General features: G+C 46.2%; 19 protein-coding genes and 1 pseudogene. 7 read left to right on the top strand and 13 right to left on the bottom strand.

The genetic code is table 11. The features are described 5' to 3' along the window. Nucleotides 1-20: 20 nt before the first annotated feature. From pilQ to ACO0KV_RS08150, 5 genes are read right to left on the bottom strand one after another with little or no spacing between them, the layout of a single operon-like run. Entirely contained in the window at nt 21-2,168 is a 2,148-nt protein-coding gene (gene pilQ, locus ACO0KV_RS08130; protein WP_423041688.1) for a type IV pilus secretin PilQ, read from the bottom strand. Further along, nucleotides 2,165-2,698, bottom strand: coding sequence for a pilus assembly protein PilP (locus tag ACO0KV_RS08135; protein ID WP_423041690.1), 534 nt, complete (start codon nt 2,696-2,698; stop codon nt 2,165-2,167). The genes pilQ and ACO0KV_RS08135 overlap by 4 nt, the downstream gene beginning before the upstream one ends. Beyond that, on the bottom strand, nt 2,695-3,348 hold the full coding sequence (locus tag ACO0KV_RS08140; RefSeq protein ID WP_423041692.1) for a type 4a pilus biogenesis protein PilO: 654 nt from the start codon (nt 3,346-3,348) through the stop codon (nt 2,695-2,697). Before ACO0KV_RS08140 ends, ACO0KV_RS08135 begins: the two co-directional genes overlap by 4 nt. A 27-nt stretch (nt 3,349-3,375) precedes the next feature. After that, complete coding sequence (locus ACO0KV_RS08145; RefSeq protein WP_423041694.1) at nt 3,376-4,005, bottom strand: PilN domain-containing protein; 630 nt, start codon at nt 4,003-4,005, stop codon at nt 3,376-3,378. Continuing rightward, nucleotides 4,002-5,081 carry a pilus assembly protein PilM gene (locus ACO0KV_RS08150; RefSeq protein ID WP_423041696.1) on the bottom strand — a complete coding sequence of 360 codons (1,080 nt, stop codon included), beginning with the start codon at nt 5,079-5,081 and terminating at the stop codon, nt 4,002-4,004. Before ACO0KV_RS08150 ends, ACO0KV_RS08145 begins: the two co-directional genes overlap by 4 nt. Before the next feature lie 322 nt (nt 5,082-5,403). Here ACO0KV_RS08150 and ACO0KV_RS08155 point away from each other — a divergent pair, with 322 nt between their 5' ends. Beyond that, complete coding sequence (locus ACO0KV_RS08155; RefSeq protein WP_423041744.1) at nt 5,404-7,719, top strand: penicillin-binding protein 1A; 2,316 nt, start codon at nt 5,404-5,406, stop codon at nt 7,717-7,719. Between the two features lie 93 nt (nt 7,720-7,812). On the opposite strand, the gene cyaY is transcribed toward ACO0KV_RS08155, so the two are convergent. Further along, on the bottom strand, nt 7,813-8,124 hold the full coding sequence (gene cyaY, locus ACO0KV_RS08160) for an iron donor protein CyaY (protein WP_423041698.1): 312 nt from the start codon (nt 8,122-8,124) through the stop codon (nt 7,813-7,815). A gap of 64 nt (nt 8,125-8,188) precedes the next feature. Between cyaY and lptM the strand changes: the two are divergent. Both lptM and ACO0KV_RS08170 read left to right on the top strand, forming a co-directional pair. Beyond that, nucleotides 8,189-8,272 (top strand): annotated as a pseudogene (gene lptM / locus ACO0KV_RS08165) (LPS translocon maturation chaperone LptM); the annotation flags it as partial. Next, nucleotides 8,273-8,410: a hypothetical protein gene (locus ACO0KV_RS08170; protein ID WP_423041748.1), complete on the top strand. Its 138-nt coding sequence runs from the start codon at nt 8,273-8,275 to the stop codon at nt 8,408-8,410. A 72-nt stretch (nt 8,411-8,482) separates the two neighbouring features. Here ACO0KV_RS08170 and ACO0KV_RS08175 read toward each other — a convergent pair whose 3' ends face one another. The 6 genes from ACO0KV_RS08175 to ACO0KV_RS08200 all read right to left on the bottom strand — a co-directional run bounded on the left by ACO0KV_RS08175 (nt 8,483) and on the right by ACO0KV_RS08200 (nt 15,257). Next, nucleotides 8,483-9,094, bottom strand: coding sequence for a 1-acyl-sn-glycerol-3-phosphate acyltransferase (locus ACO0KV_RS08175; protein WP_423041700.1), 612 nt, complete (start codon nt 9,092-9,094; stop codon nt 8,483-8,485). Nucleotides 9,095-9,208: 114 nt separating this feature from the next. After that, nucleotides 9,209-9,832 (bottom strand): sulfite oxidase heme-binding subunit YedZ, encoded by a 624-nt coding sequence (locus ACO0KV_RS08180; protein ID WP_423041701.1) that lies wholly within the window; start codon nt 9,830-9,832, stop codon nt 9,209-9,211. Between the two features lies 1 nt (nt 9,833). Next, nucleotides 9,834-10,817 carry a protein-methionine-sulfoxide reductase catalytic subunit MsrP gene (gene msrP / locus ACO0KV_RS08185; RefSeq protein WP_423041703.1) on the bottom strand — a complete coding sequence of 328 codons (984 nt, stop codon included), beginning with the start codon at nt 10,815-10,817 and terminating at the stop codon, nt 9,834-9,836. A 245-nt stretch (nt 10,818-11,062) separates the two neighbouring features. Continuing rightward, nucleotides 11,063-12,208, bottom strand: a complete 1,146-nt coding sequence (gene ccsB / locus ACO0KV_RS08190; RefSeq protein WP_423041704.1) for a c-type cytochrome biogenesis protein CcsB — start codon at nt 12,206-12,208, stop codon at nt 11,063-11,065. 60 nt (nt 12,209-12,268) lie between these two features. Next, nucleotides 12,269-14,425 carry a cytochrome c biogenesis protein ResB gene (locus tag ACO0KV_RS08195; protein ID WP_423041706.1) on the bottom strand — a complete coding sequence of 719 codons (2,157 nt, stop codon included), beginning with the start codon at nt 14,423-14,425 and terminating at the stop codon, nt 12,269-12,271. Nucleotides 14,426-14,588: 163 nt separating this feature from the next. Then, nucleotides 14,589-15,257: a c-type cytochrome gene (locus tag ACO0KV_RS08200; protein WP_423041708.1), complete on the bottom strand. Its 669-nt coding sequence runs from the start codon at nt 15,255-15,257 to the stop codon at nt 14,589-14,591. Nucleotides 15,258-15,463: 206 nt separating this feature from the next. On the opposite strand from ACO0KV_RS08200, the gene yihA reads away from it, so the two are divergent. The 4 genes from yihA (at nt 15,464) to sbcB (ending at nt 20,608) form a co-directional block, all read left to right on the top strand. Beyond that, complete coding sequence (gene yihA, locus ACO0KV_RS08205; protein ID WP_423041710.1) at nt 15,464-16,207, top strand: ribosome biogenesis GTP-binding protein YihA/YsxC; 744 nt, start codon at nt 15,464-15,466, stop codon at nt 16,205-16,207. Nucleotides 16,208-16,519: 312 nt separating this feature from the next. Further along, nucleotides 16,520-17,533 carry a porphobilinogen synthase gene (gene hemB / locus ACO0KV_RS08210; RefSeq protein ID WP_423041712.1) on the top strand — a complete coding sequence of 338 codons (1,014 nt, stop codon included), beginning with the start codon at nt 16,520-16,522 and terminating at the stop codon, nt 17,531-17,533. A gap of 294 nt (nt 17,534-17,827) precedes the next feature. Next, nucleotides 17,828-19,087 (top strand): sterol desaturase family protein, encoded by a 1,260-nt coding sequence (locus ACO0KV_RS08215; RefSeq protein ID WP_423041714.1) that lies wholly within the window; start codon nt 17,828-17,830, stop codon nt 19,085-19,087. A 90-nt stretch (nt 19,088-19,177) separates the two neighbouring features. Beyond that, nucleotides 19,178-20,608 (top strand): exodeoxyribonuclease I, encoded by a 1,431-nt coding sequence (gene sbcB / locus ACO0KV_RS08220; protein ID WP_423041716.1) that lies wholly within the window; start codon nt 19,178-19,180, stop codon nt 20,606-20,608. A 96-nt stretch (nt 20,609-20,704) separates the two neighbouring features. On the opposite strand, the gene ACO0KV_RS08225 is transcribed toward sbcB, so the two are convergent. Continuing rightward, nucleotides 20,705-21,343, bottom strand: a complete 639-nt coding sequence (locus ACO0KV_RS08225) for a peroxiredoxin (protein ID WP_423041718.1) — start codon at nt 21,341-21,343, stop codon at nt 20,705-20,707. Between the last annotated feature and the right edge of the window lie 180 nt (nt 21,344-21,523).

Here is a 21,523-nt window from a genome sequence, read left to right on the forward strand (position 1 = left end):
AATATTCAAAAAAGTTAAGTTTACTTTAAACCTAAACGGTCAGTCATAATTTTGGGAGTAATAAAAATCAACAATTCAGTTTTTTGATTACTTTTACCCGTTGTCTTAAACAAGTTACCCAATAAAGGCAAATCGCCAAAAAATGGAATTTTTGTCACGCTATCATTTTCTGTTTGCTGATAAATACCGCCCAATACAACGGTCCCCCCATTTTCAACCAAAACCATCGTTTTCACTTCCTTCGTATCAATCGCCAAACCGGAAGAAGTTTGTTGTCCTACACTATCCTTGTGCACTTCAACATCGAGAACAATATTGCCATCTGGTGTAATTTGCGGGGTCACTTCCAAACGCATTGTTGCTTTTCTAAATGCAATTGATGTTGCACCACTGGCGGTAGCGACTTGGTATGGTAATTCAGTACCTTGCTCGATCAACGCTTTTAATTGATCCGCTGTCACAACTCGTGGACTTGAAATCACTTTACCTTTGCCGTCAGCTTCTAAGGCAGACAGTTCAAGATTGAGGAAACGATTTGCAGCCGATGAGAACAAACTGACCGCCAGACTACCGGGATTCAATCCGCCAATCGCAGCCGCGGGCAGGTTAACAAATTGAGAATTAGCGAGCGTGCTACTAGTAACACCGGTCTGCAGCGTTTGCTCAGCCACACCCTGCATTGATCCTGTTATCGCAACACTTTGATTACCATTCACTTGGTATCCAGTCGTACCACCGTTAATGCCACGTAAGTCGGTAAACCCTAATTTTGCACCCAGATTCTTACTGAATGTATCATCGGCCTCAACAATACGCGCTTCAATCATCACTTGCTTAGACGCAATATCAGTTTTTTGAATCAATTTTCTGACTTCTTCAATCTTAGAAGGGATGTCAGTAATAAATAACTGATTCGTACGCGGTTCGATGACAGCGCTACCACGTTTTGATAATAGACGATTCGTTGTTGTTCCATCAGCACCAAAAACAAGTTTAAATGCCTCTGCTTTTTGATAATTTAACTGGAATGATTCAGTCTTCAACGGTTCTAGGTCAGCAATTTGTGCTTTCTGCTCTAATTCGAGTTTTTCTTTGGTCAATAACTCATCTTTGGGCGCAACCCAGATGACGTTACCGTTCTTACGCATATCAAGGCCCTTGATTTGCATAATATTGTCTAGCGCCTGATCCCAAGGCACATCCTTCAGGCGCAGCGTAATCGTACCTGTGACAGTGTCACTAGCAATCACGTTAAGACCACTGACTTCCGCAATAATTTGCAAAATAGCACGCACTTCGATATTCTGAAAATTAAAGGAAAGACGCTCACCGCGATATCCTTGTGTGCCTTGAGTCAGTTTATTTGGATCCTCTTTGATTGGCTTCACTTCCAATACAAACTGGGTGTCACTTTGATATGAGCTTTGCTCCCATAATCCTTTAGGCTCAATGACCATCTGAACATTCTCACCCGATGGCGTTGTCGTGACTGTTTGAACAGGCGACCCAAAATCCGCAACATCGAGACGACGACGTAGCACGTCAGGTAAACCGGCTTTAAGGAAAGTTACGTATATTTTCTGTCCTTGCTGGCGTACGTCCACTGCCACCTGATTGAGCGGTAAATCGACAACAATGCGTCCTTCGCCGCCAACCCCTCGACGAAAATCGATATCATGCAGCATTGGTTTCGTTGACATTACAGGTGCATCAACATTGACAGGCAAACCCTGTGAATTTGTAGGTGTAGCAAGACCACCAGAGCCATCAATTGTCACGATCAGCATTTTTCCTTCAATGACTGCTGCATAATTCAGAGGCTTATTGAGGTTAAAAATCATGCGTGAACGACCAGTGGCTTCAACTAACGTCACCGTTCTTAAATCGCCAGTGTTGATATCGATGGAAGTTTTACCTGTGCCGTTGGCAACCTCGGCAAAATCCAGTGCGATACGCGCTGGATTAGCAATAGAGAAACCTGTTGGCAATTTGGTTAGCGGCTTTTTCATCGCTACCCGGACAATAATATTGGATCCTTGCTGGTTGGCTTCAACTGATTCAATGCTATTCGATTGCGCTGAAGCCAACTGATTCATCCCCAACAACAGCAGCAAACAAGCTCTGACAAACATAGCGCCCCTTTTACTTTTATTTATCAACGCGTTCATTTCTGACTCTCCTGCAACTCAAGCTTGACCTTACGTTCAACCCACTCTCCTGCAGCATCCTGAACGGTTTCTTTAATATCAATTCCGTCATCAGAGATACCCGTTATTAGCCCAAAATTCTGCCCGACATATCCCCCTATCCTTGCCTGATAGACTGTCTTATCTGCCTGTACCAAAGCCTGCTTCAATCCTGCCTTCTCTATAGTACCGACCATTTTTAACGAATCTAGAGGAAATGACTCTAGGGCCTCTTTCCTTCTGTCCATGTCTGGTCCATGACTGGAGTCTGCCTTCATTCGGGCGAGAACAGCCAGTAATTTCGCGGAGTTAAAAGGATCGAGATCATCCTTTCCCGTATAAGCAACAGGTACAAAAACCTTCGGTGGCATTAATTTGGGGATGGACAGTTTGGTTTCTTTTTTGACTCCTGCCATCCATTCCGTCAACTCACTCGTGCCATTGTCACCACATGCACTCACTAGTATAGTGATGACTAAGATCAATAAAATTTTCAGCTTATTGAACATCATTTTTTTGTGGCCTTTTTTAAATTTTCCTGAGCCAAGACTTCATCCTTATCGAGGTAACGGAAAGTCTTTGCAACCACATCCAGGGTCAACGTGCTGTCCTTCGGATTACTCATAATTGATAAATTGTTCAATGTAACGATCCTCGGCAACATAGCAATATCAGCAACAAATTCGCCAAGATCGTGATAACTTCCGCTTAATTTGATATCAATTGGCAATTCGGCGTAGTAGTCCTTTACAGTAACAACGCCAGGTTTGAATGAGTTAAATACCAAACCACGTCCAGCTCCAGCCTGGTTAATATCTGATAACAGTGCACCCATTTCTGCTTTACTTGGCAATTGCCGTTCCATCGCGGCCACATACTGTTGCACAAGTACACGCTGATCTTTTAGCGCGTCAAGATTAATAGCTTGATGCAGTTTATCTCGGTACTCCTGTTTGAGCTTGACTTCTTCTTGTTGCTTTTGATTGATTTCTTCATTTTGCGCATCCCAATAAAAAAACCAACTCAATATCAATACAACGACGAGAACGGCAAAACCAGCAGTTAAACGAGGAATTAACGGCCAGAGCCCGGGGTGCAAACCGTTTAAGTCACGAAACTGAGAGCCGACATCATCAATCAGCTCTTTAACATTAATTGCCATGCCCGACCTTCCAATTCATTTAACTTATTAACCAGGGACTGCGCGATTCTTATCTGAATCACCGCTCGTCGCTGCATTTGAGGCGGACTCGTCTTTTTCACGGGGACGCTTAATGGCGGCGTTAATAGTGAATTCATACACTTTTTTAGCATCACGCCCCTGGCCAATCCCTGCCGAATGGATATCAACCAACTCGGGCTTATACATCCACTCTGACTTACCACTCAGATTTCGTATGTAATCAGCCACACGTTCTTGTGATTGCGCGTACCCGACGACAGTTACTTTTTGAACTTCTTGTTTCAGCGACCCCAGATAAACGCCTTCTGGAGTGTATTTCACCAATTCACTCAGCAAAAAAACTGGTTGATTACGATCACCCTGCAAATCTTCAACAGCTTGTTGCCGGGCTTTCAAGGCATCAATTTCTTGTCTCAGATCGACGATTTCTTTGATTTTATTGTCCAGCTTTGCGTTTTCCTTTTTGATAAAGTTAACGCGGTCAGACTGCATGGAAATCTGGCTGGAATTGTAAGCACCCACAATAATCGCTATCAATGCTCCGACAATCGCGGAAAGTAAGAGTAACGAATAGAAATCTTTAATCTGCTGTTTACGTTTTTCCTCACGGTGAGGAAGAAGATTGATTTTTATCATTCGTCAAATCTCCGCAACGCCAGACCGCAGGCAATTGCATAAGCTGGAGCATCGTTACGCAATGCTCTCTCGTTGACGCCAGTGGCTAGCTCCATCCCTTTAAACGGGCTCACGACCGTGGTGGATATTTTTGTTCTCTCTGCCACGATGTCAACCAGTCCAGTCACGACAGCACACCCACCAGTTAAAAAAATCTGATCAACACGTGTATACGGTGTCGATGTGAAGAAAAATTGGATCGCACGAGTCACTTCAAGCGCCGCATTTTCTAAAAATGGCTCCAATAATTCCATTTCGTAACTATCAGGCAAATCACCGGACTTCTTTTTAATTTCAGCCTCTTCCTGAGACAGTCCGTAGTTACGCACAATATCTTGCGTTAGCTGACTGCCACCAAATTGTTGTTCGCGCTCGTACACGACTTCGCCATTGAGCAAAATATAAATATAGGTCCGCTTTGTGCCGATTTGAAATACTGCATAAATCTGATCACGGCCTTCATTCGGTTGTTTTTCAATCAGAGGCAACATCGATGCACGTGCAGCATACGACTCAACATCCATGACCTTTGCTTGTAAGCCTGCCGCCTGCGCAACAGCCACTCGATCTTCAATTTTTTCTTTGCGAGACGCTGCCAACATAACTTCAACATCTTCCGGGTTAGTCGCAGGTCCGATCACGCAAAAATCCAGACTCACCTCATCCATCGAAAACGGAATATATTGACTTGCCTCGGATTCCACCTGCACTTCTAGTGCCTGATCACTCAAGGCTGCGGACAATAATATTTTCTTTGTAATCACCGCAGCCGCTGGCATTGCTAATGCAACATTTTTGGTACTGGAGTTACTTTTTTTCAACAATTTGCGGATCGCATCAGAAACCTGTTCAATGTTTTCGATGTTTCCGTCCTGAATCGCCCCCTTTGGCAATGGCTCTGAGGCATAGCGTTCAAGACGATAGGCCTTATTACTGCCTTCAGATAATTCGACAAGCTTGATGTCGAACGAACTGATATCCAACCCGATCAGAGAAGGATTTTTTCTGCCAAGCAGCGAAGCAAGATCTAAAGCCAAGAATATCCCCTCATAATCACAATCGTATGCACTTTTTACAAATTGAAACAAAGCATGTCAATAAAACCAGGAAACTAAGAAAAATATCGAAAATTTTCTTTAAAAACCGCTATTTACAACGCAATTATCCGAGCTTACATTAAATCGTAGCAATATCGCTCACAATCGTAAAGGACTTTCCTTGGAGCAGCATGGTAATACGTTGCCAAATTTCCACTCAACACTGAAATTGATCGCGAATAATACTTGCCAATCACAGTTTAAAAGGTATGCACTTGGACAAACGTTATAATGCGGACTGCGAATGTCACAATATGAACTCATGTCAGATAAAGAAATTTCCACCAAGCAAGAAAGCCAGCAAAAATCCAGCGCCAAACGCAGTATTGGGAAGCGCATATTCATTGGCGCATTGAGTATCTTCGTTGGTTGTGGCACAGCAATCGCCCTCATCATTGTTTTTGCCCTGACACTGGCCTATCCAAATTTGCCCGAACTTGATTCAATTACGAGTTATAAACCGAAGATGCCTTTGCGAATTTTTTCGGCAGACAACGTCTTAATAGGTGAATTTGGCGAGGAAAGACGGAACGTCGTGCGCTTTGACCAAATTCCTGACATCATGAAAAAAGCCGTACTCTCCATCGAGGATGACCGCTTTTACGAACATGGTGGTGTCGACTATCTTGGGATTACACGGGCAGCTCTTCACAACTTGGCAGGCGGTGCAAAACAAGGGGCTTCAACCATTACCCAACAGGTCGCGCGCAACTGTTTTCTTACCAGCGAACAAACTTTTAAGCGCAAGATCTATGAGGTACTTCTGGCATGGAAGATTGAGCAAAATCTAACCAAAGATCAGATTCTGGAAGTCTATATGAATCAAATCTATCTTGGTCAACGTGCATATGGTTTCGCATCTGCCGCACAAATTTATTTTGGCAAGGATATTAAAGATCTCACCATTGCCCAAGCGGCTATGCTAGCGGGTTTACCTAAAGCACCGTCTGCCTATAACCCAGTCGCCAATCCACAACGTGCGACAGTGCGTCAGCAATATATTTTGCTTCGTATGCATGATCTGAAATACATCAGTGATGCCCAATACGCTCAGGCAAAAGCAGAAGTTATTACCACGAAGACAGACAGTAGTGAGTTTGGTATTCATGCCGAATACGTTGCTGAAATGGCACGTCAGCTGGCATATGAGCAGTTCAAAGAAGACACCTACACGCGCGGCTTAAATGTCTACACGACAATTACTAAAGCAGATCAAGATGCCGCTTATCTGTCATTGCGTCGTGGCGTCATGGACTACGAAAAGCGCCATGGTTATCGTGGACCCGAAGCGATCATCGAGATTCCTGAAGGGAAAGAAGCAGCTGAGGATGCCATTGAAAAAGCACTCGCCGAGCACAGTAACAGCGATGATTTGGAAGTTGCGATGGTATTGGAAGCTTCACCAAAATCGGTACGTGCAGTGTTGGCGGATGGTGAAGAAATCACTATCAATGATGCCGGTTTGAGTTTTTCAGCTGCTGGATTGACAACCAAAGTCCCTGCCAACAAACGTATTCAGCGTGGCGCAGTGATCCGTGTGATGCAGGAAGGCAAAAATTGGGTAATTACCCAGATGCCGGAAGTACAGTCTGCATTTATTGCCACCGATACCAATGATGGCGCGATCAAAGCGCTGGTTGGCGGTTTCGATTACAGCCTGAATAAGTTTAACCATGTTACCCAAGCATGGCGTCAGCCAGGCTCCAGCTTTAAGCCATTCATTTATTCGGCATCGTTAGAAAAAGGGTTATCGCCAGCAACGATCATTGATGACGCCCCAATTAGTTTTGATGCGGGTCAGACGGGTGGACAAGCTTGGGAGCCAAAGAACTACGACGGTAAATATGAAGGTCCGATGACGATGCGTAAGGGGTTAACGAAATCAAAAAATATGATTTCGATCCGAATTTTGCATCGGATTGGTGCTAAATATGGACAGGAATACACAACGCGGTTTGGGTTTAGTCCAGAAAAAAATCCACCCTATCTGACGCTGGCGCTTGGCGCTGGTGCGGTGACACCGTTGCAAATGGCTGGAGCATATTCAGTTTTTGCTAATGGCGGATATAAAGTCAACCCTTACCTGATCACGAAAATTACTGATAACAACGGTGCGGTATTAGTACAGGCAAAACCGGATTTGGCAGGCGATGAAGCGAACCGTGTGATCGATGAACGTAATGCGTTCCTGGTAGACAGTATCCTCAAGGATGTCGTACGCTATGGTACTGCAGCGAAAGCCATGGTTCTCAAGCGGACCGATCTTGCAGGTAAAACCGGCACGACCAATGATTCGTTTGACGCGTGGTTTGCTGGCTATCAATCAAAGTTAGTGGGCATTGCATGGATAGGGTTTGATCAGCCGCGCAACTTGGGTAACCGCGAAACAGGCGGCGGTCTGGCATTGCCGATCTGGATTGGTTACATGCAAAAAGCGCTGAAAGATTTGCCGATGGAAGAACGACCTATTCCTAACGGTATCATTTCCGTCAATGGTGATTACTATTACGCAGAAAATCCACCTGGAATTGCCGCTCCTGACCTGAGTACTCCTGCGGTGATTGAGGAAACCAACTAAGCAAAAAGGGCAGTCGTATGATTGCCCTTTTTGCTATGGCGCTTAAGTATTTTACTAAAACTTACGGCACCATCACCTCAATACCAAACGCTATTATTGACCTTGTTCTTTACCCAACTTGCTCAAGGTTGCAAACAACTCAGAACCGTCCCGCGTATTGAGCCAATGTTGGCCGTCAAATTTATAATGGAAACCACCGCTACGTGCCGCCAGCCACATCTCTTGCATCGGCGCTTGGCTATTCACAATCATCTTCGAACCGTTGTTCACAAATTCAATAGTCAGCACATTGCCACTCCTGCTGCACTCAACGTCTAATTCGTCATTATCGAAGGCTTTTTCAAACATTTCTTCCACCTGCGTCAGGCAAGTTTCTGCCAAGATCAGGAATTCGGATTCAGTCATGCTACACTCCCTTGCATTGATTCACACTTAAAACGCCATTCTATACGGTGTTACACAAAACAAGATGCGACCTCTTATTTCTTCTTTGATTTTAAGTATATTCTTAGCAGCAACACTAGGGGGCTGCGGTGCGCGTGGACCACTTTATATGCCCAATAAGTCAATGACTAATGAACTTCAGGTCTCAACACCAACATCGTCGACGACAACCAAGCCAACTGCGAATACTGCTGCGAGTAGCGCAAATACCGATGGTAGTGTGCCAACAAAGGGAACGGGAAAATAAATTTTCCGATGAAGCGTAGATAAAACACCCTAAAACTGTTTTAGGGTGAATCTGACTCACACTGGTGTCAATTCAGTCCTCTCGAAACCGTATCGGCCCCGCCAAAGCAGGCCGACATCCCCGAACACCAGCATATACCTCACGGATTTTTTGTAAATCCTTGTTACTGTCTCCGGTTAACTCCAGATAATCGACCAGACTGATTTCCTTGCGTGCAAAGTCAAAATACGCGCATCCCAGCGGCACCTTCGATGCCAGAGCAATATGGTAAAAGCCACTGCGCCAGTAAGGACGTAAGCTACGAGTCCCCTCCGGTGCGATCGCCATCCAGTACCAATCAGAGCGGTTAATTTTGTCTGCCAGTCGGGAAATCGCTCCTGTTGATGCTCCACGCTCTACCGGTTCACCTCCTAATGCGCGCACAATGCGACCGATCGTCGCGCCTGTTACACCCTCAAACAAGCTGGATTTAGCAATAAAATGAAACGGAAAACCTATCGCTAGTTTAGCCAGTATACCGATCATAAAGTCCCAGTTAGACGTATGCGGATAAACAATAATGACCCCTAATGGCCCTGGCATTGGACGGAAATTTACTTTCCATCCAATTATCTTCAACACCTGTAACGCACAACGCTGAGTGAAGGTCTCTACTTGATTTTTTTGTAATTGATAGGTCGTCATACATGAACAGCAGCTCTTGCTGAATAAAATGAGAGCTAAACATTATGCCGTGTAACATCAAGGTAGGCAAAAGCAGTGCAGCATTTCTATGCACAGCCCCCTCCTCCTAGTTAGCTACGCACTAGCCTGAGTACGCGATTGTGCTGACCAATGCCACCACAGACGTGCCAACAGCAAGGTCGCTACCACGGCCGCAAAGATCAGTGGCTGCATGAGGTCGTGCTTGCCAGATTTCATCCAGTAATAATGAAGAACACCCAACGGTACAATGACGTATACCAGTTTATGAAGCAGTTGCCAGCGTTTGCCTCCGAGGCGTTTAATCATGCCATTGGTACTGGTCAACGCTAACGGAACCAACGCAACAAAAGCAATGAAACCGACGGTAATAAACGGACGTTTAAGTACATCTTTCCACATGTCTTGCAGATCAAAAAAATGATCGAACCACAAAAACGTCAGGAAATGCAGCGCTGCATAAAAGAAACCGTATAAGCCCAACATGCGACGCAACTTCAGCAACCAAGGAAAGTTCAACAACTTTCTGGCTGGCGTCACAGCAAGTGCGATGCACAAAAAGTATAAGGTCCAGTCACCCGTATTGCGGGTAATAAACTCCACCGGATTAGCACCAAGCTTATCAAGAATCGTGAATACGACTAAACGGAAAAACGGCAGCAGCGCTAGGATAAAAATAAGGCCTTTGAGCCATGAAACGTGTTTTTGTGAAAGTGCCATATCAAAAAAACTTTTTCAGATCCATACCTGAGTACAAAGAAGCGACTTCGCTGTAACCATTAAACATCAACGTCTTACGTTTACGGGCAAACAAACCATCTTCACCAATCCGGCGCTCGGTCGCCTGAGACCAGCGAGGATGATCAACATCTGGGTTGACGTTTGAATAAAACCCATATTCATGCGGTGCTGTTATGTTCCAGGCGGTGCGCGGCTGATCTTTTAAAAAACGAATTTTGACGATCGACTTCGCCGATTTAAAGCCATATTTCCAAGGCAAAGCGATCCGCACTGGTGCGCCGTTTTGATTTGGCAAGACTTCACCATACATACCAAACGTGAGTAATGCCAACGGGTGATTCGCTTCGTCCAGACGCAATCCTTCGACATACGGCCACTCCAATACAGGGCTACGTAAGCCGGGCATTTGCTTTTTATCGTCCAAAGTAATGAACTCAACGTAACGTGCGTTGCTGGTTGGCTCCACTTTTTTAATCAAGTTGGAGAGGGAGTAACCAATCCACGGAATGACCATTGACCACCCCTCAACACAACGCAGACGATAAATACGCTCTTCTAATGGAGCGAGTTTCATCAGGCTATCAATATCGAGCGTCATTGGCTTTTTGACTTCGCCGTCGATCGTCACTGTCCATGGACGGGTTTTCAGCGTGCCGGAATTCTGCGCAGGCTCAGATTTATCGGTACCAAATTCGTAAAAATTATTGTAGGTCGTGGCATCTTTGTAAGGCGTCTTTTTTTCTGACATCAACGCATACGCCGGATTGGTGCCAGCGGCTAATTTTTGTGCCCCAGGAGTTTGTGCAAATGCTTCACGATTGGCCATCTCGTACAAGGAAGTGCCAGCGATCGAACCGACGGCTAATTGCCGGATAAAGTCACGACGGGACTCAAAGACCGCACGCGGTGTGATTTCTGAGGAAAGCGGCAGATCGATGCCGTCAGGACGAATTTTAATCAGCATGGTGGACTCCGTGGTTGAGATGCCTGGCAAAACAATAATCGTTCAGACCCTTGCTTTGTCGCTTAGTTTCTCATGAGTCGCAGAATTCTGCTGGAGCTTACATTTTTGGGGATAATTAAACGGAAACGACAGGAAAATATCTTTATTCAAAAGAATGTGATGCGCCGGAAAAGACAAGAGCCACAGAAAATCAATTTTCTCTGTGGCTCCTCGTTGACTTTTAGATTGAAGGCTTTATAGGCTAGTTATAACGTGCCGTAAGAATGCAATCCTGATAAGAACATATTAACGCCCAAGAAAGCAAAGGTTGTTACCAGTAAGCCGACCAGCGCCCACCAGGCTGCCGCCTGCCCACGTAAGCCCTTCATGAGACGCATATGCAACCAAGCCGCGTAATTCAACCAGACGATCAGCGCCCAGGTTTCTTTCGGGTCCCATGACCAGTAACCACCCCAGGCTTCTGCCGCCCACAATGCACCTAGAATAGTAGCGATGGTGAAGAACGCGAAGCCAACAGCAATTGCCTTGTACATCACGTCATCCAAGACTTCGAGACTTGGCAAGCGATCTTCCAGATACCCTTTGGATTTGAGCAAGTAAGCCAAGCCGACCATTGCTGCCAACGAAAACGTGCCATAACCAATAAAGTTCGCTGGCACGTGAATTTTCATCCACCAGCTTTGCAGTGCAGGCACCAACGGCTGAATATCAGCAGCATCGCGGCTGACGGTGTACCAAAGTAAAAAGCCGACGGCTGCAGAAATCACCAGTAAGACAAACGGACCGAGCTGCAAGGTCGCGTATTGTTGCTCATAGTACAAATAAAACAGTGCCGTAATCATCGAAAATAAGATGAACACTTCATACAGATTAGAGACAGGAATATGCCCAACATCCATACCCACCAGATAGGATTCATACCAGCGTACCAGCATGCCAGTAAAGCCCATGACCACCGCTGCCCAGCAAAGAATTGAGCCCACCGATGAGCCAAAGTTAGAACGGGCAATCAGTCCGCCCCAGTAAAACAGCGTTGATAAAAAGAACAGCGTTCCCATCCACAGAATCGCTGATTGACTAGATAACAAATACTTCAGAAAAAATTTCTGATTTGCCATCTCTAATGATCCACCATACAAATGGATCGCAAAAAAACTCAGTAGCGCTAGCACGGGAATCAGAACGCGTACAGGTTTCCAATGCCAGCCTAACCAGGCAAACGTGGGCGCCGCCATAAGCAAAACGCCCTTCTCATACACATCCATGTAATTGCCGAAACGGCTCAGAGCAAACAGGGCCGCCATACTCAGTGCCACTGCATAAAGCCAGTCAAGCACCGTCAGTCGCCTAAAAAAGCCCTGATATGGTGTGTAGTTCTGTGTCATTTCCATTTTATTTCCTCAAACAACCAATGTTGGTTGTTAGTGTAAGCGATCGTTGGGAATTCGCGCTCAAGCATGCCCGAGATTGACGATTTGCCCTAATTGTATTTTTAACTGCTCAAACTCTTTCTCAAAATCCAACGTCTTGCGCTGCGAGCTTAATGCCATGAGTATAGTCGTTCTGTCGCCTTCGTCCTTGAGCCAGATCCATAAACGGCGCTCGCGAATATAAAACATAGAGAAAACGCCCAGCACCAATAACAGGCAGCCGAAATAAACCACTTTTTTACCAGGTGAGCGCGTTACCTGCAGAACCGAAGCTTTGACCTCATCGAAGCCTTTGAGTTGCAGATAAACAGGGGCACCGTAAAAATAGGCATCGGACATGGCACCAGTTGCCAGTTGCATGAAACGAGCATGTTTCTCATTGAGTTCCAGTTCAGGTAAGCCATCCTGAATACGCGCCAGCTGCCATAAATCCCACATACTGCCGTTTAAGATTTTCATGAACACATCTGCCGCTTTGGCCTGATCGGCAGGCGGAATCTGTTCCAAAAATTTTGAAATGGCGACAAATCCCCCCTGTTTGCTATCCCCCACAAAGATATTGAGGCTCTTCTTAGCTGACTCAGTCAATTGCGCCTGCAACTGCTTTGCGTTTGGTGTCGACGCAGACATCGCTCTAGTCGCATAACGCTGCGCCGCCGCATCTCTCAAAGCAGGATTGTTCATTGCAGCACGTAAGCGCATCCACTCATTGATACTATCGTTATCATCTGCCGGAATACGTAAATAGCGGAACGCTTCCGCAGGCGAGTCACGCGTACCAGCGAGAAACATGTAATCGCCGTCGATCAATACGGATTGCATGTAATTATTGAATTCACGCGCCTGACCGGTCTTGTCGCGCAATTTGTATTGCACGCTTGGACCGACATTTTTCAGATCTTTATTATTGGCATTCTTACCCGCCGAACCAAGATGCTTGTTCAGGTCGGTGGTGAACTGTTCATTAAACGTCTTTTTGGCATCAGCGGCACGGACATCGGCGCCATTGCGAGACATATTCTCGACGTTAAATGGCCGGAATCCTGACCATTCAATGGTCATGTCATTACCGGGCTGACCAGATAACGTCCCCGCCAAGGTGCTAGAACTACCCACCTCGCCCACGAGCTCAAACGGTTTTTCCTGTGCACCCGACATCGGGAAGGCCGCGAGTTTCAGATGACTGCCTCCATCTTCAAAGCTGGACTGATAGACCGCAATCCCTTTATAAATGAGAGGCTCATTGACTTTGATGATGGATGAAAAAGATTTACCTGTTTCGTGATCAGTAATCTCAACGTCACTCGCAAACAGCTTAGGCATGCCCGTTGTATAAAAATCAATCGTGAATTTTTTGAGCCGGATGGTGAAAGGCAAATCCTGAATGAGAACACCGGTTTGCTGCGGAATAATCGCCGTATCACTGCTGGCACCTTCCGGAATCATGGTGTTGCCGCGGAAGGTCGGATTGGCGAGAGATAAACGATGTTTTTCAGGGATTTTAGCAATAATGCCGTTGCCATCAAACGGGACCTTGCCCATGAACCATTGCTGAAAATGGATGGGCATTTCGGAATCTAGCATGCCGCCGATACAAATAATGACGATCGCACTGTGCGCAAAAATATAACCCCACTTGTTTGCAGCACCTTGCTTGGCAGTGACGAGTGTTGCGCCTTCTTTTTCGATCACTTTAAAACGGTAACCGACACGTGCCAGATGGGAAGTAAGCCCGTTGGTCAGCGTACTACGGACGCCAGTCGCATGCCATTCTGCTTTATGATGAAAATTACGTAATGATTGCTCACGCACGTTTTCACGCCAGCTTCGCATATCCTTGAGCATTTTAGGCGCATTACGAATCAGGCAAAGGCTGGTTGATAGGACTAAAAATCCCATAATGGTCAAAAACCACCATGCAGAATACACTGAATACAAACTAAAGCATTTAAAGACCTCAAACCAGAATAGGCCAAACTGATTGACGTAATTAGGCATCGGTTCATTTTGCTTCATGACCGTGCCAATGACAGACGCAATGGCTATCAGGGTCAGCAAGCTGATCGCAAAACGCATTGATGAAATTAATTCGATAGCATCCGCCAGCCAGGCTTTGCGGGTGTTGATGTGTATGCCGCCGGTGGAAGTCACCAGTTCAGCATCGATCTTGTTTTCCATACTGCTCCGAAAATTACCTGAAAAAAAGGGGATGGCTTTTCGCCACCCCCTCCGTATTACATGTCAACACATCGTGGATCACCTCAATGTAGCCAATCTCTCCAGCTGTGGCAGCTGTCGATTGAAGGCTAGCGCCAGAGGCGATGTTCCCGATTGTTTAAACTTATTTTAAGCCAGCAACGTAGTCCGCAACGGCTTTCATTTCATCGTCAGACATCTTTTTGCCGATGGAGACCATCTGTGCGCTGTTCTTACGCGCGCCAGTACGGAAGTTCGTCAGCTGAGCAATGGTATAATCCTGATGTTGTCCAGCAATACGTGGGAATTGCGCAGGGATACCAGCGCCGCTTGGGCCATGGCATCCAGCACATGCTGGTACGTTTTTCTCAGCGATACCACCACGATAAATTTGCTTGCCCAGTTCGACGATGTCTTTGTTTTTCGCAGCGCCTGGTGCAGATTTTTGCAGTGTCAGATAGGCCGCCAGATTTTTCATGTCCTCTGGAGTCATCGCTTTGGCAAACGTCGTCATGACCGGATTATTGCGCTCAGCGCCAGTGAAGTCATGTAACTGTTTGACGATGTAGGCTTCGTTTTGCGCAGACAATTTTGGGTTGACCGTAATTGTCGAATTGCCATGTTCGCCATGACAAGAGACGCAGGCGACGATACCACGTGCCGCATCACCGTTGGTGAATAAGGCTTCGCCCTTGGCAGGATCAGCTTTGGCTGATTTGGCACCTTCGTTGGCGTAAGCCACGGAAGCAAGAGAAGACATGGCCAAAATAGCAATGCTAATGGATTTCAAAACTGGTAAGAAAGCACGGTTCATTCATACACCCTGAGACTAAATAATAGAAATCGGCCCTGATGGCGACACGTAGCTACTAATGTGGCTTGATGTGAATCAAACCTATATTGATATCCAGAGTAGAACTGGACTTGTTTACTTCTGCCCATATCTAACCCCTTATTGTACAATAGCTTTTAAGCGTTTTTACCGCTGACTGTTGCATTTTTCAATCTTTCCTTTCCTCTATGTCTATCCTTTGGCAAGCCCGCTTTTTTACTACGGTAAATCATTTACGTGATCTACCGCGTACCCACGTACCGGAAATCGCATTCGCCGGCCGATCTAACGCTGGCAAATCGACTGCCATTAATACACTATGTAATCAAAAGAAACTTTGTTTTGCATCAAAGACTCCAGGTCGAACGCAGCACATTAACTATTTTTCCATCGGTGGCGCCCATGTTGGGCAACATCGAAAAGATGAAACGCGAGTTGACGAAATCCGAGCCATGATCGTCGACTTGCCTGGTTATGGGTACGCAGAAGTACCAGGCGCGGCCAAACAACACTGGAATCAATTGCTTGGAGCATACGTCCAACGACGCACGCAACTCGCTGCACTGGTGTTGATTATGGATGCAAGACGCCCATTTACAGACCTCGATATCCAGATGCTGGAATGGTTCGCCCCGACGGGTCGCCCGATTCACTGCATTCTGACCAAAGCAGACAAATTAAACCGCACTGAATCTACCAATGCTTTGCGCCAAGCCAAAGAAGTGTTATCTCAGTACGTTGATAATGAAGGACCGTTGTTCCCATACAGCATACAACTGTTTTCAGCGTTAAAGCGAGTTGGTATTGAAGAGGCTGATGCAACGATACAACGATTGGTTGGCCTTGACCGAGCACCAGAAATCGTAGAGCTCAACGAAGATGCTACCGCAGACGATCAAAAGTCTGACGATGAGCATGACGCTACAGAGTGACATAAAAAAAGCCCCGATTGATTTAAAAAAATGAATCGGGGCAATTACACCGTTAAGCATAGGGACCAACGGTGCCCGCTCAGGGAAGGGAAGCGGTAAGTCGGAGACGTTCTCAACCTATGTATAAGAGGAGACAAAGTGAAAAAAGTTTCATCGGACGCAGAAAATATCAGATTCTTTTAATATAAGGTGTTGATTAATCCCATTTGACCCCATTTGATTTGCAGACCTGAATTGTTCACTCTGGAGTCTGCTGCCGTACTTTGTACGCTGCCCCCTATCCTGATTACCATTCCTTATTCTTAACTCATTATGTCCCATCACAAAACTACCCAATTTCCTGCCATCCGTATGCGCCGTATGCGTAAGGATGTGTTTTCCCGTGCCATGATGCGCGAAAATATCGTGACAGCTGCCGACCTGATTTATCCGGTATTTGTCGTTGATGGTGAAAATCAATGTGAAAAAGTCGCATCAATGCCTGGTGTCGAACGGCTTTCCGTAGATCTCTTGCTAGGAGTCGCTGAAGATTGTGTGGCGCTAGGGATTCCTGTGATGGCGCTGTTTCCAGCGATCCATCCTAGTCTGAAAACACCCGATGGTATTGAAGCGACCAATCCGGATGGCTTGATTCCACGTGCTATCCGCGAACTGAAAAATCGTTTTCCAGAACTGGGCATTCTCAGTGATGTTGCGCTTGATCCATACACCAGCCATGGCCAAGATGGTTTGCTCGATGCCAATGGCTATGTGCTCAACGATGAAACAACCAAAATGCTGGTCAATCAAGCCCTTACTCACGCTCGCGCTGGAGCGGATATCGTAGCACCGAGCGATATGATGGATGGTCGTATTGGTGCAATCCGACATGCGCTGGAAGCCAATAATTTTATCAACACTCGCATCATGGCATACTCGGCTAAATATGCGTCCGCATTTTATGGCCCATTCCGCGACGCAGTCGGTTCCGCTGCGAACCTGGGCAAAAGCGATAAAGCCAGCTATCAGATGGACCCAGCAAACAGCGATGAGGCCTTACGCGAAGTTGCACTGGATCTGGAAGAAGGCGCCGACATGGTCATGGTCAAACCCGGCATGCCTTATCTTGACATTGTCCGTCGCGTGAAAGATGAGTTCCGCGTCCCGACATTTGCGTATCAAGTCAGTGGTGAATACGCGATGATCAAAGCCGCAGCGCAAAATGGCTGGCTTGATCACAATAAAACGATGATGGAATCCATGTTGGCATTCAAACGTGCAGGCGCCGATGGCGTATTGACCTACTTTGCTCGTGACATCGCCCGTTTATTGAAGCATCCAGATTAATCCGGATTAAGACAAGCAAATTAAGGCCTAAATTAACGCCTGCAATAAAGCATCGCAATAAAGAGAAAAGAGATACGACGGGAAGGCCGAAGAAAACGGGGTACTTGATGCCACATTTCTACATCGCCGTTTTGTTCAGTGTCTCTTTTTCCTTTTAAATAGTTTTATAGATACAATTTAAACGAATTTAGGCGATTTTCTATCATCTTAATAAATGATATAAATAAATTCGTATTGCCCTCTGCTCGAAAGCTGGTTAGCATGCTTCTGCGCTATCTTCATTCTGGAAGGCACATGCAAGCAAAAATCATCCTATTCGCGAGCCCAGTATTTTTCGTACTGATTGCTATTGAATTCTTAGTCGCCTGGCGTCGTCAGCGGCATGCTTATCGCCTCAATGACGCGATCAACAGCATCAGCCTTGGCGTTATGAGCCAGATTTCCGCGGCACTCTTCAAAGTCCTCAGCATCGGTATTTATGCATGGGCACTCAGACATTACGCGCTATTTCAACTGTCCGCGGATTCTCTCTGGGTCTGGGGCAGTGGTCTCTTGTTATATGATTTTTTATATTACTGGCTGCATCGCATGGGACACCAAACCAATCTGTTGTGGGCTGCCCATGTCGTCCATCATCAAAGCGAAGAATATAATTTATCGACAGCGCTACGGCAAACGAGTACAGGGGCGCTGTTTAGCTGGATTTTTTATATACCCTTGGCGATTCTAGGCTTCCCAGTTGAAGTGTATGTTGTCATTGCGTTGATTGATCTGATTTACCAGTTCTGGATCCATACGCAACAAATAGGCAAACTCGGCTGGTTTGATCGCGTATTTGTTTCGCCATCTAATCATCGCGTGCATCATGCCGTCAACGACTTATACCTGGATAAAAATTTTGGCGGCGTTCTGATTATCTGGGACAGACTCTTCGGCACCTACACCGATGAACTAGATGCACATCCTGTGGTGTTTGGTACCCGCAAGCCCTTACGCAGCTGGAACCCGTTGTGGGCGAACCTAGAAGTGTATTGCGCTGTGGCTGCAACTGCATGGCGCACCTCCCGTTGGCACGACAAAATCAAGATCTGGTTCATGCCCCCTGGCTGGTTACCAACTGACTTAAAAAACCAGCAGCCTGCGGAGTCGTTTAACCTGAATCATTCGCTTTATAACCCAACTCTTAGCACTGGAATGCGATGTTATTGCCTTGTACAGTTCACGATCACGATGCACACCACGACACATTTTCTTTTATCGGTGCCAACCACAAGCGTCATGTCGACCATATTTTATGCATTATGGCTGGTCGTCAGTTTTTGGGTTGTGGGTGGTTTATTGGAGCAGAACAGAAGGTTCATGCTTCTCGAATCATTGCGTCTCATGCTATGTGCAGGGATGGTTATGGTCAGTCCTGACTGGTTTGGGATTGTGCAGCTACCTTTGTGGGCACAAGTGAGTATCATCGCTACCTGTCTGATTTCTTTGTTCTCGCTTAGCATCATCGCCAGAAATGGCTCAGTGAGCGTGTTTAACAACACGAATATGAACTAGAAGAGCCTTTGCAAGTGATCATAGCGGACGTTGTTCGTTCAGACCCTTTAAAATAGGCGTTTGATCTCTTTTAACAAATATATTTGACGCATGCAAGACTACACCTTTCTGTGGCACGACTATGAAACCTTCGGCGCACTACCGCGCCGTGATCGACCAGCGCAGTTTGCTGCGATTCGTACCGATGCAGAACTTAACGAAATCGACGACGAAATCATGGTCTACTGCCAACCCGCACCAGATTTCTTACCAGAACCACAGGCTTGCCTGATCACTGGGATCACGCCGCAAACTTGTCTTGATCTGGGGATTCCAGAATACCAATTTGCGCAGAAAATTGAAGCCGCATTTGCCCAATCCGGCACCATCGGCGTAGGCTACAACACAATACGCTTCGATGATGAAGTCACGCGCTTTTTATTCTGGCGCAATTTGATCGATCCGTATGCACGTGAATGGCAAAATAACTGTAGCCGCTGGGATATCCTCGATGTCGTCCGAACAGCCTACGCGTTACGCCCTGATGGCATTCAATGGCCAGTCAATAGTGAAGGTCGGACCAGCTTCCGCCTTGAACATCTGAGTGCAGCAAACGGACTGAGCCACGAAGCTGCCCATGATGCCCTATCTGATGTCCGCGCCACGATTGCGTTTGCCCGCTTATTACGCGACACGAATCCACGCTTGTTCGAGTTCTGTCTGGGCTTGCGAAAGAAAGACCGCGTGATGGAAGAAATAGGCTGGCCAGTGAAGCGCCCCTTATTGCATGTGACAGGAATGATTCCGGTGGAACAGGGTTGCCTGACCGTTGTTTGGCCGCTGGCCATGCATCCGACCAATAAAAACGAAATCATCGTCTGGGATTTGCAAGCCGATCCGACTGAGTTGTTTTCTTTAAGCGCAGAAGAAATTCAATTGCGCATGTTTAGCAAGGCCGACGATCTTCCTGAAGGCGTTCCGCGTTTGCCCATCAAAACAATCCATATCAATAAATCACCTATTGTCATTAGTAATTTAAAAACCCTGAGTCCAGAACGTAGTGCGCATTGGGGTATCGCAATGGATCGCATCATGGCACATGCAGACATCGCCGCCACCGCGCCAGATATGAGCGCCATTTGGGATGCCGTATTTGATCGCCCGCAACTCGCAGCCAATGATGTCGATGAAGACCTCTACAACGGCTTTATCGGCGCTGGTGACCGTCGCGTACTCAACGACCTGAGGCACATGTCGGCAGCGCAGTTAGCGCAAGCACAGCCATCCTTTCAAGATCAACGCCTGGAAGAGTTATTTTTCCGCTACAAGGCGAGAAACTTCCCTGAATGTCTGACGCCTGATGAAACGAAAAACTGGGAAGAACACCGCGCCCAGCGCCTCCATGAGGGAACTGGTAACGCTTTAACAGTAGAACAGTTTTTTGAAAAAATTGATCAGCTATCAGAAGAGGCCGATGAACGTGCCGAAGAAATTTTAGGCGCACTGTATGATTATGCAGAACATGTAACACCAATGCGTTGAACTTAATCAAAAAACAAAAAGCCCGGCCGATGTGAGCAGCTGGGCTTTTTTTATTCCAAGAAATTATTTGATCATTGCTTGATCATTGCTTGATCATTACTTGTTTGGCTGCGGTGTAATACGCAGGTAAGGCTTAGGCGCTTTGTAACCTTTTGGATACTTTTGCTTGATCACTTCTTCATCTTTGATCGACAAAGGAATAATCACGTCATCGCCATCACGCCAGTTGCCTGGGGTTGCAACAGTGTAACCATCGGTCAGTTGCAGTGCATCGATCACTCGCAGGACTTCATCGAAGTTGCGTCCTGTGCTCAGGGGATACGTAATGATCAGACGGACTTTTTTCTTTGGATCAATAATGAACAAGGAACGTACTGTTACTGTTTCTGATTGATTTGGGTGAATCATATCGAACAGAGTCGCAACCTTGCGATCTGCATCGGCGATGATAGGAAAACCAACAACCGTGTGTTGCGTCTCTTCAATATCTTTGATCCACTGAATATGCGATGCGGCGCCGTCAACAGACAATGCAATTGCCTTCACATTGCGCTTATCGAACTCTGGCTTGAGCTTGGCTGTCAAGCCTAACTCTGTGGTGCAGACGGGCGTAAAATCAGCTGGATGTGAAAACAAGACGACCCATGAGTCGCCAGCCCAATCGTAAAACTTCAGGTTTCCAATCGAAGAATCTTGCTCAAAATCTGGTGCGGTGTCGCCTAAACGTAAAGTCATGTTTTTCTCCAAAAAAGCGTAGTGTTTGACTATAGGACCTGCTTACTGATGATTCAAGAACAGAGAAGTTGAAAGCTTATATCGGGATGTGTATAAGAAACAATCAATAACGACCAATCTCAACAAATATCGCTAAATATTACCGACAACTTCTGTAAAACGCACAGATCAGGCAACCCA

The sequence above is a fragment of the Undibacterium sp. RuRC25W genome, assembly GCF_049339825.1.
Lineage (GTDB): Bacteria > Pseudomonadota > Gammaproteobacteria > Burkholderiales > Burkholderiaceae_D > Undibacterium.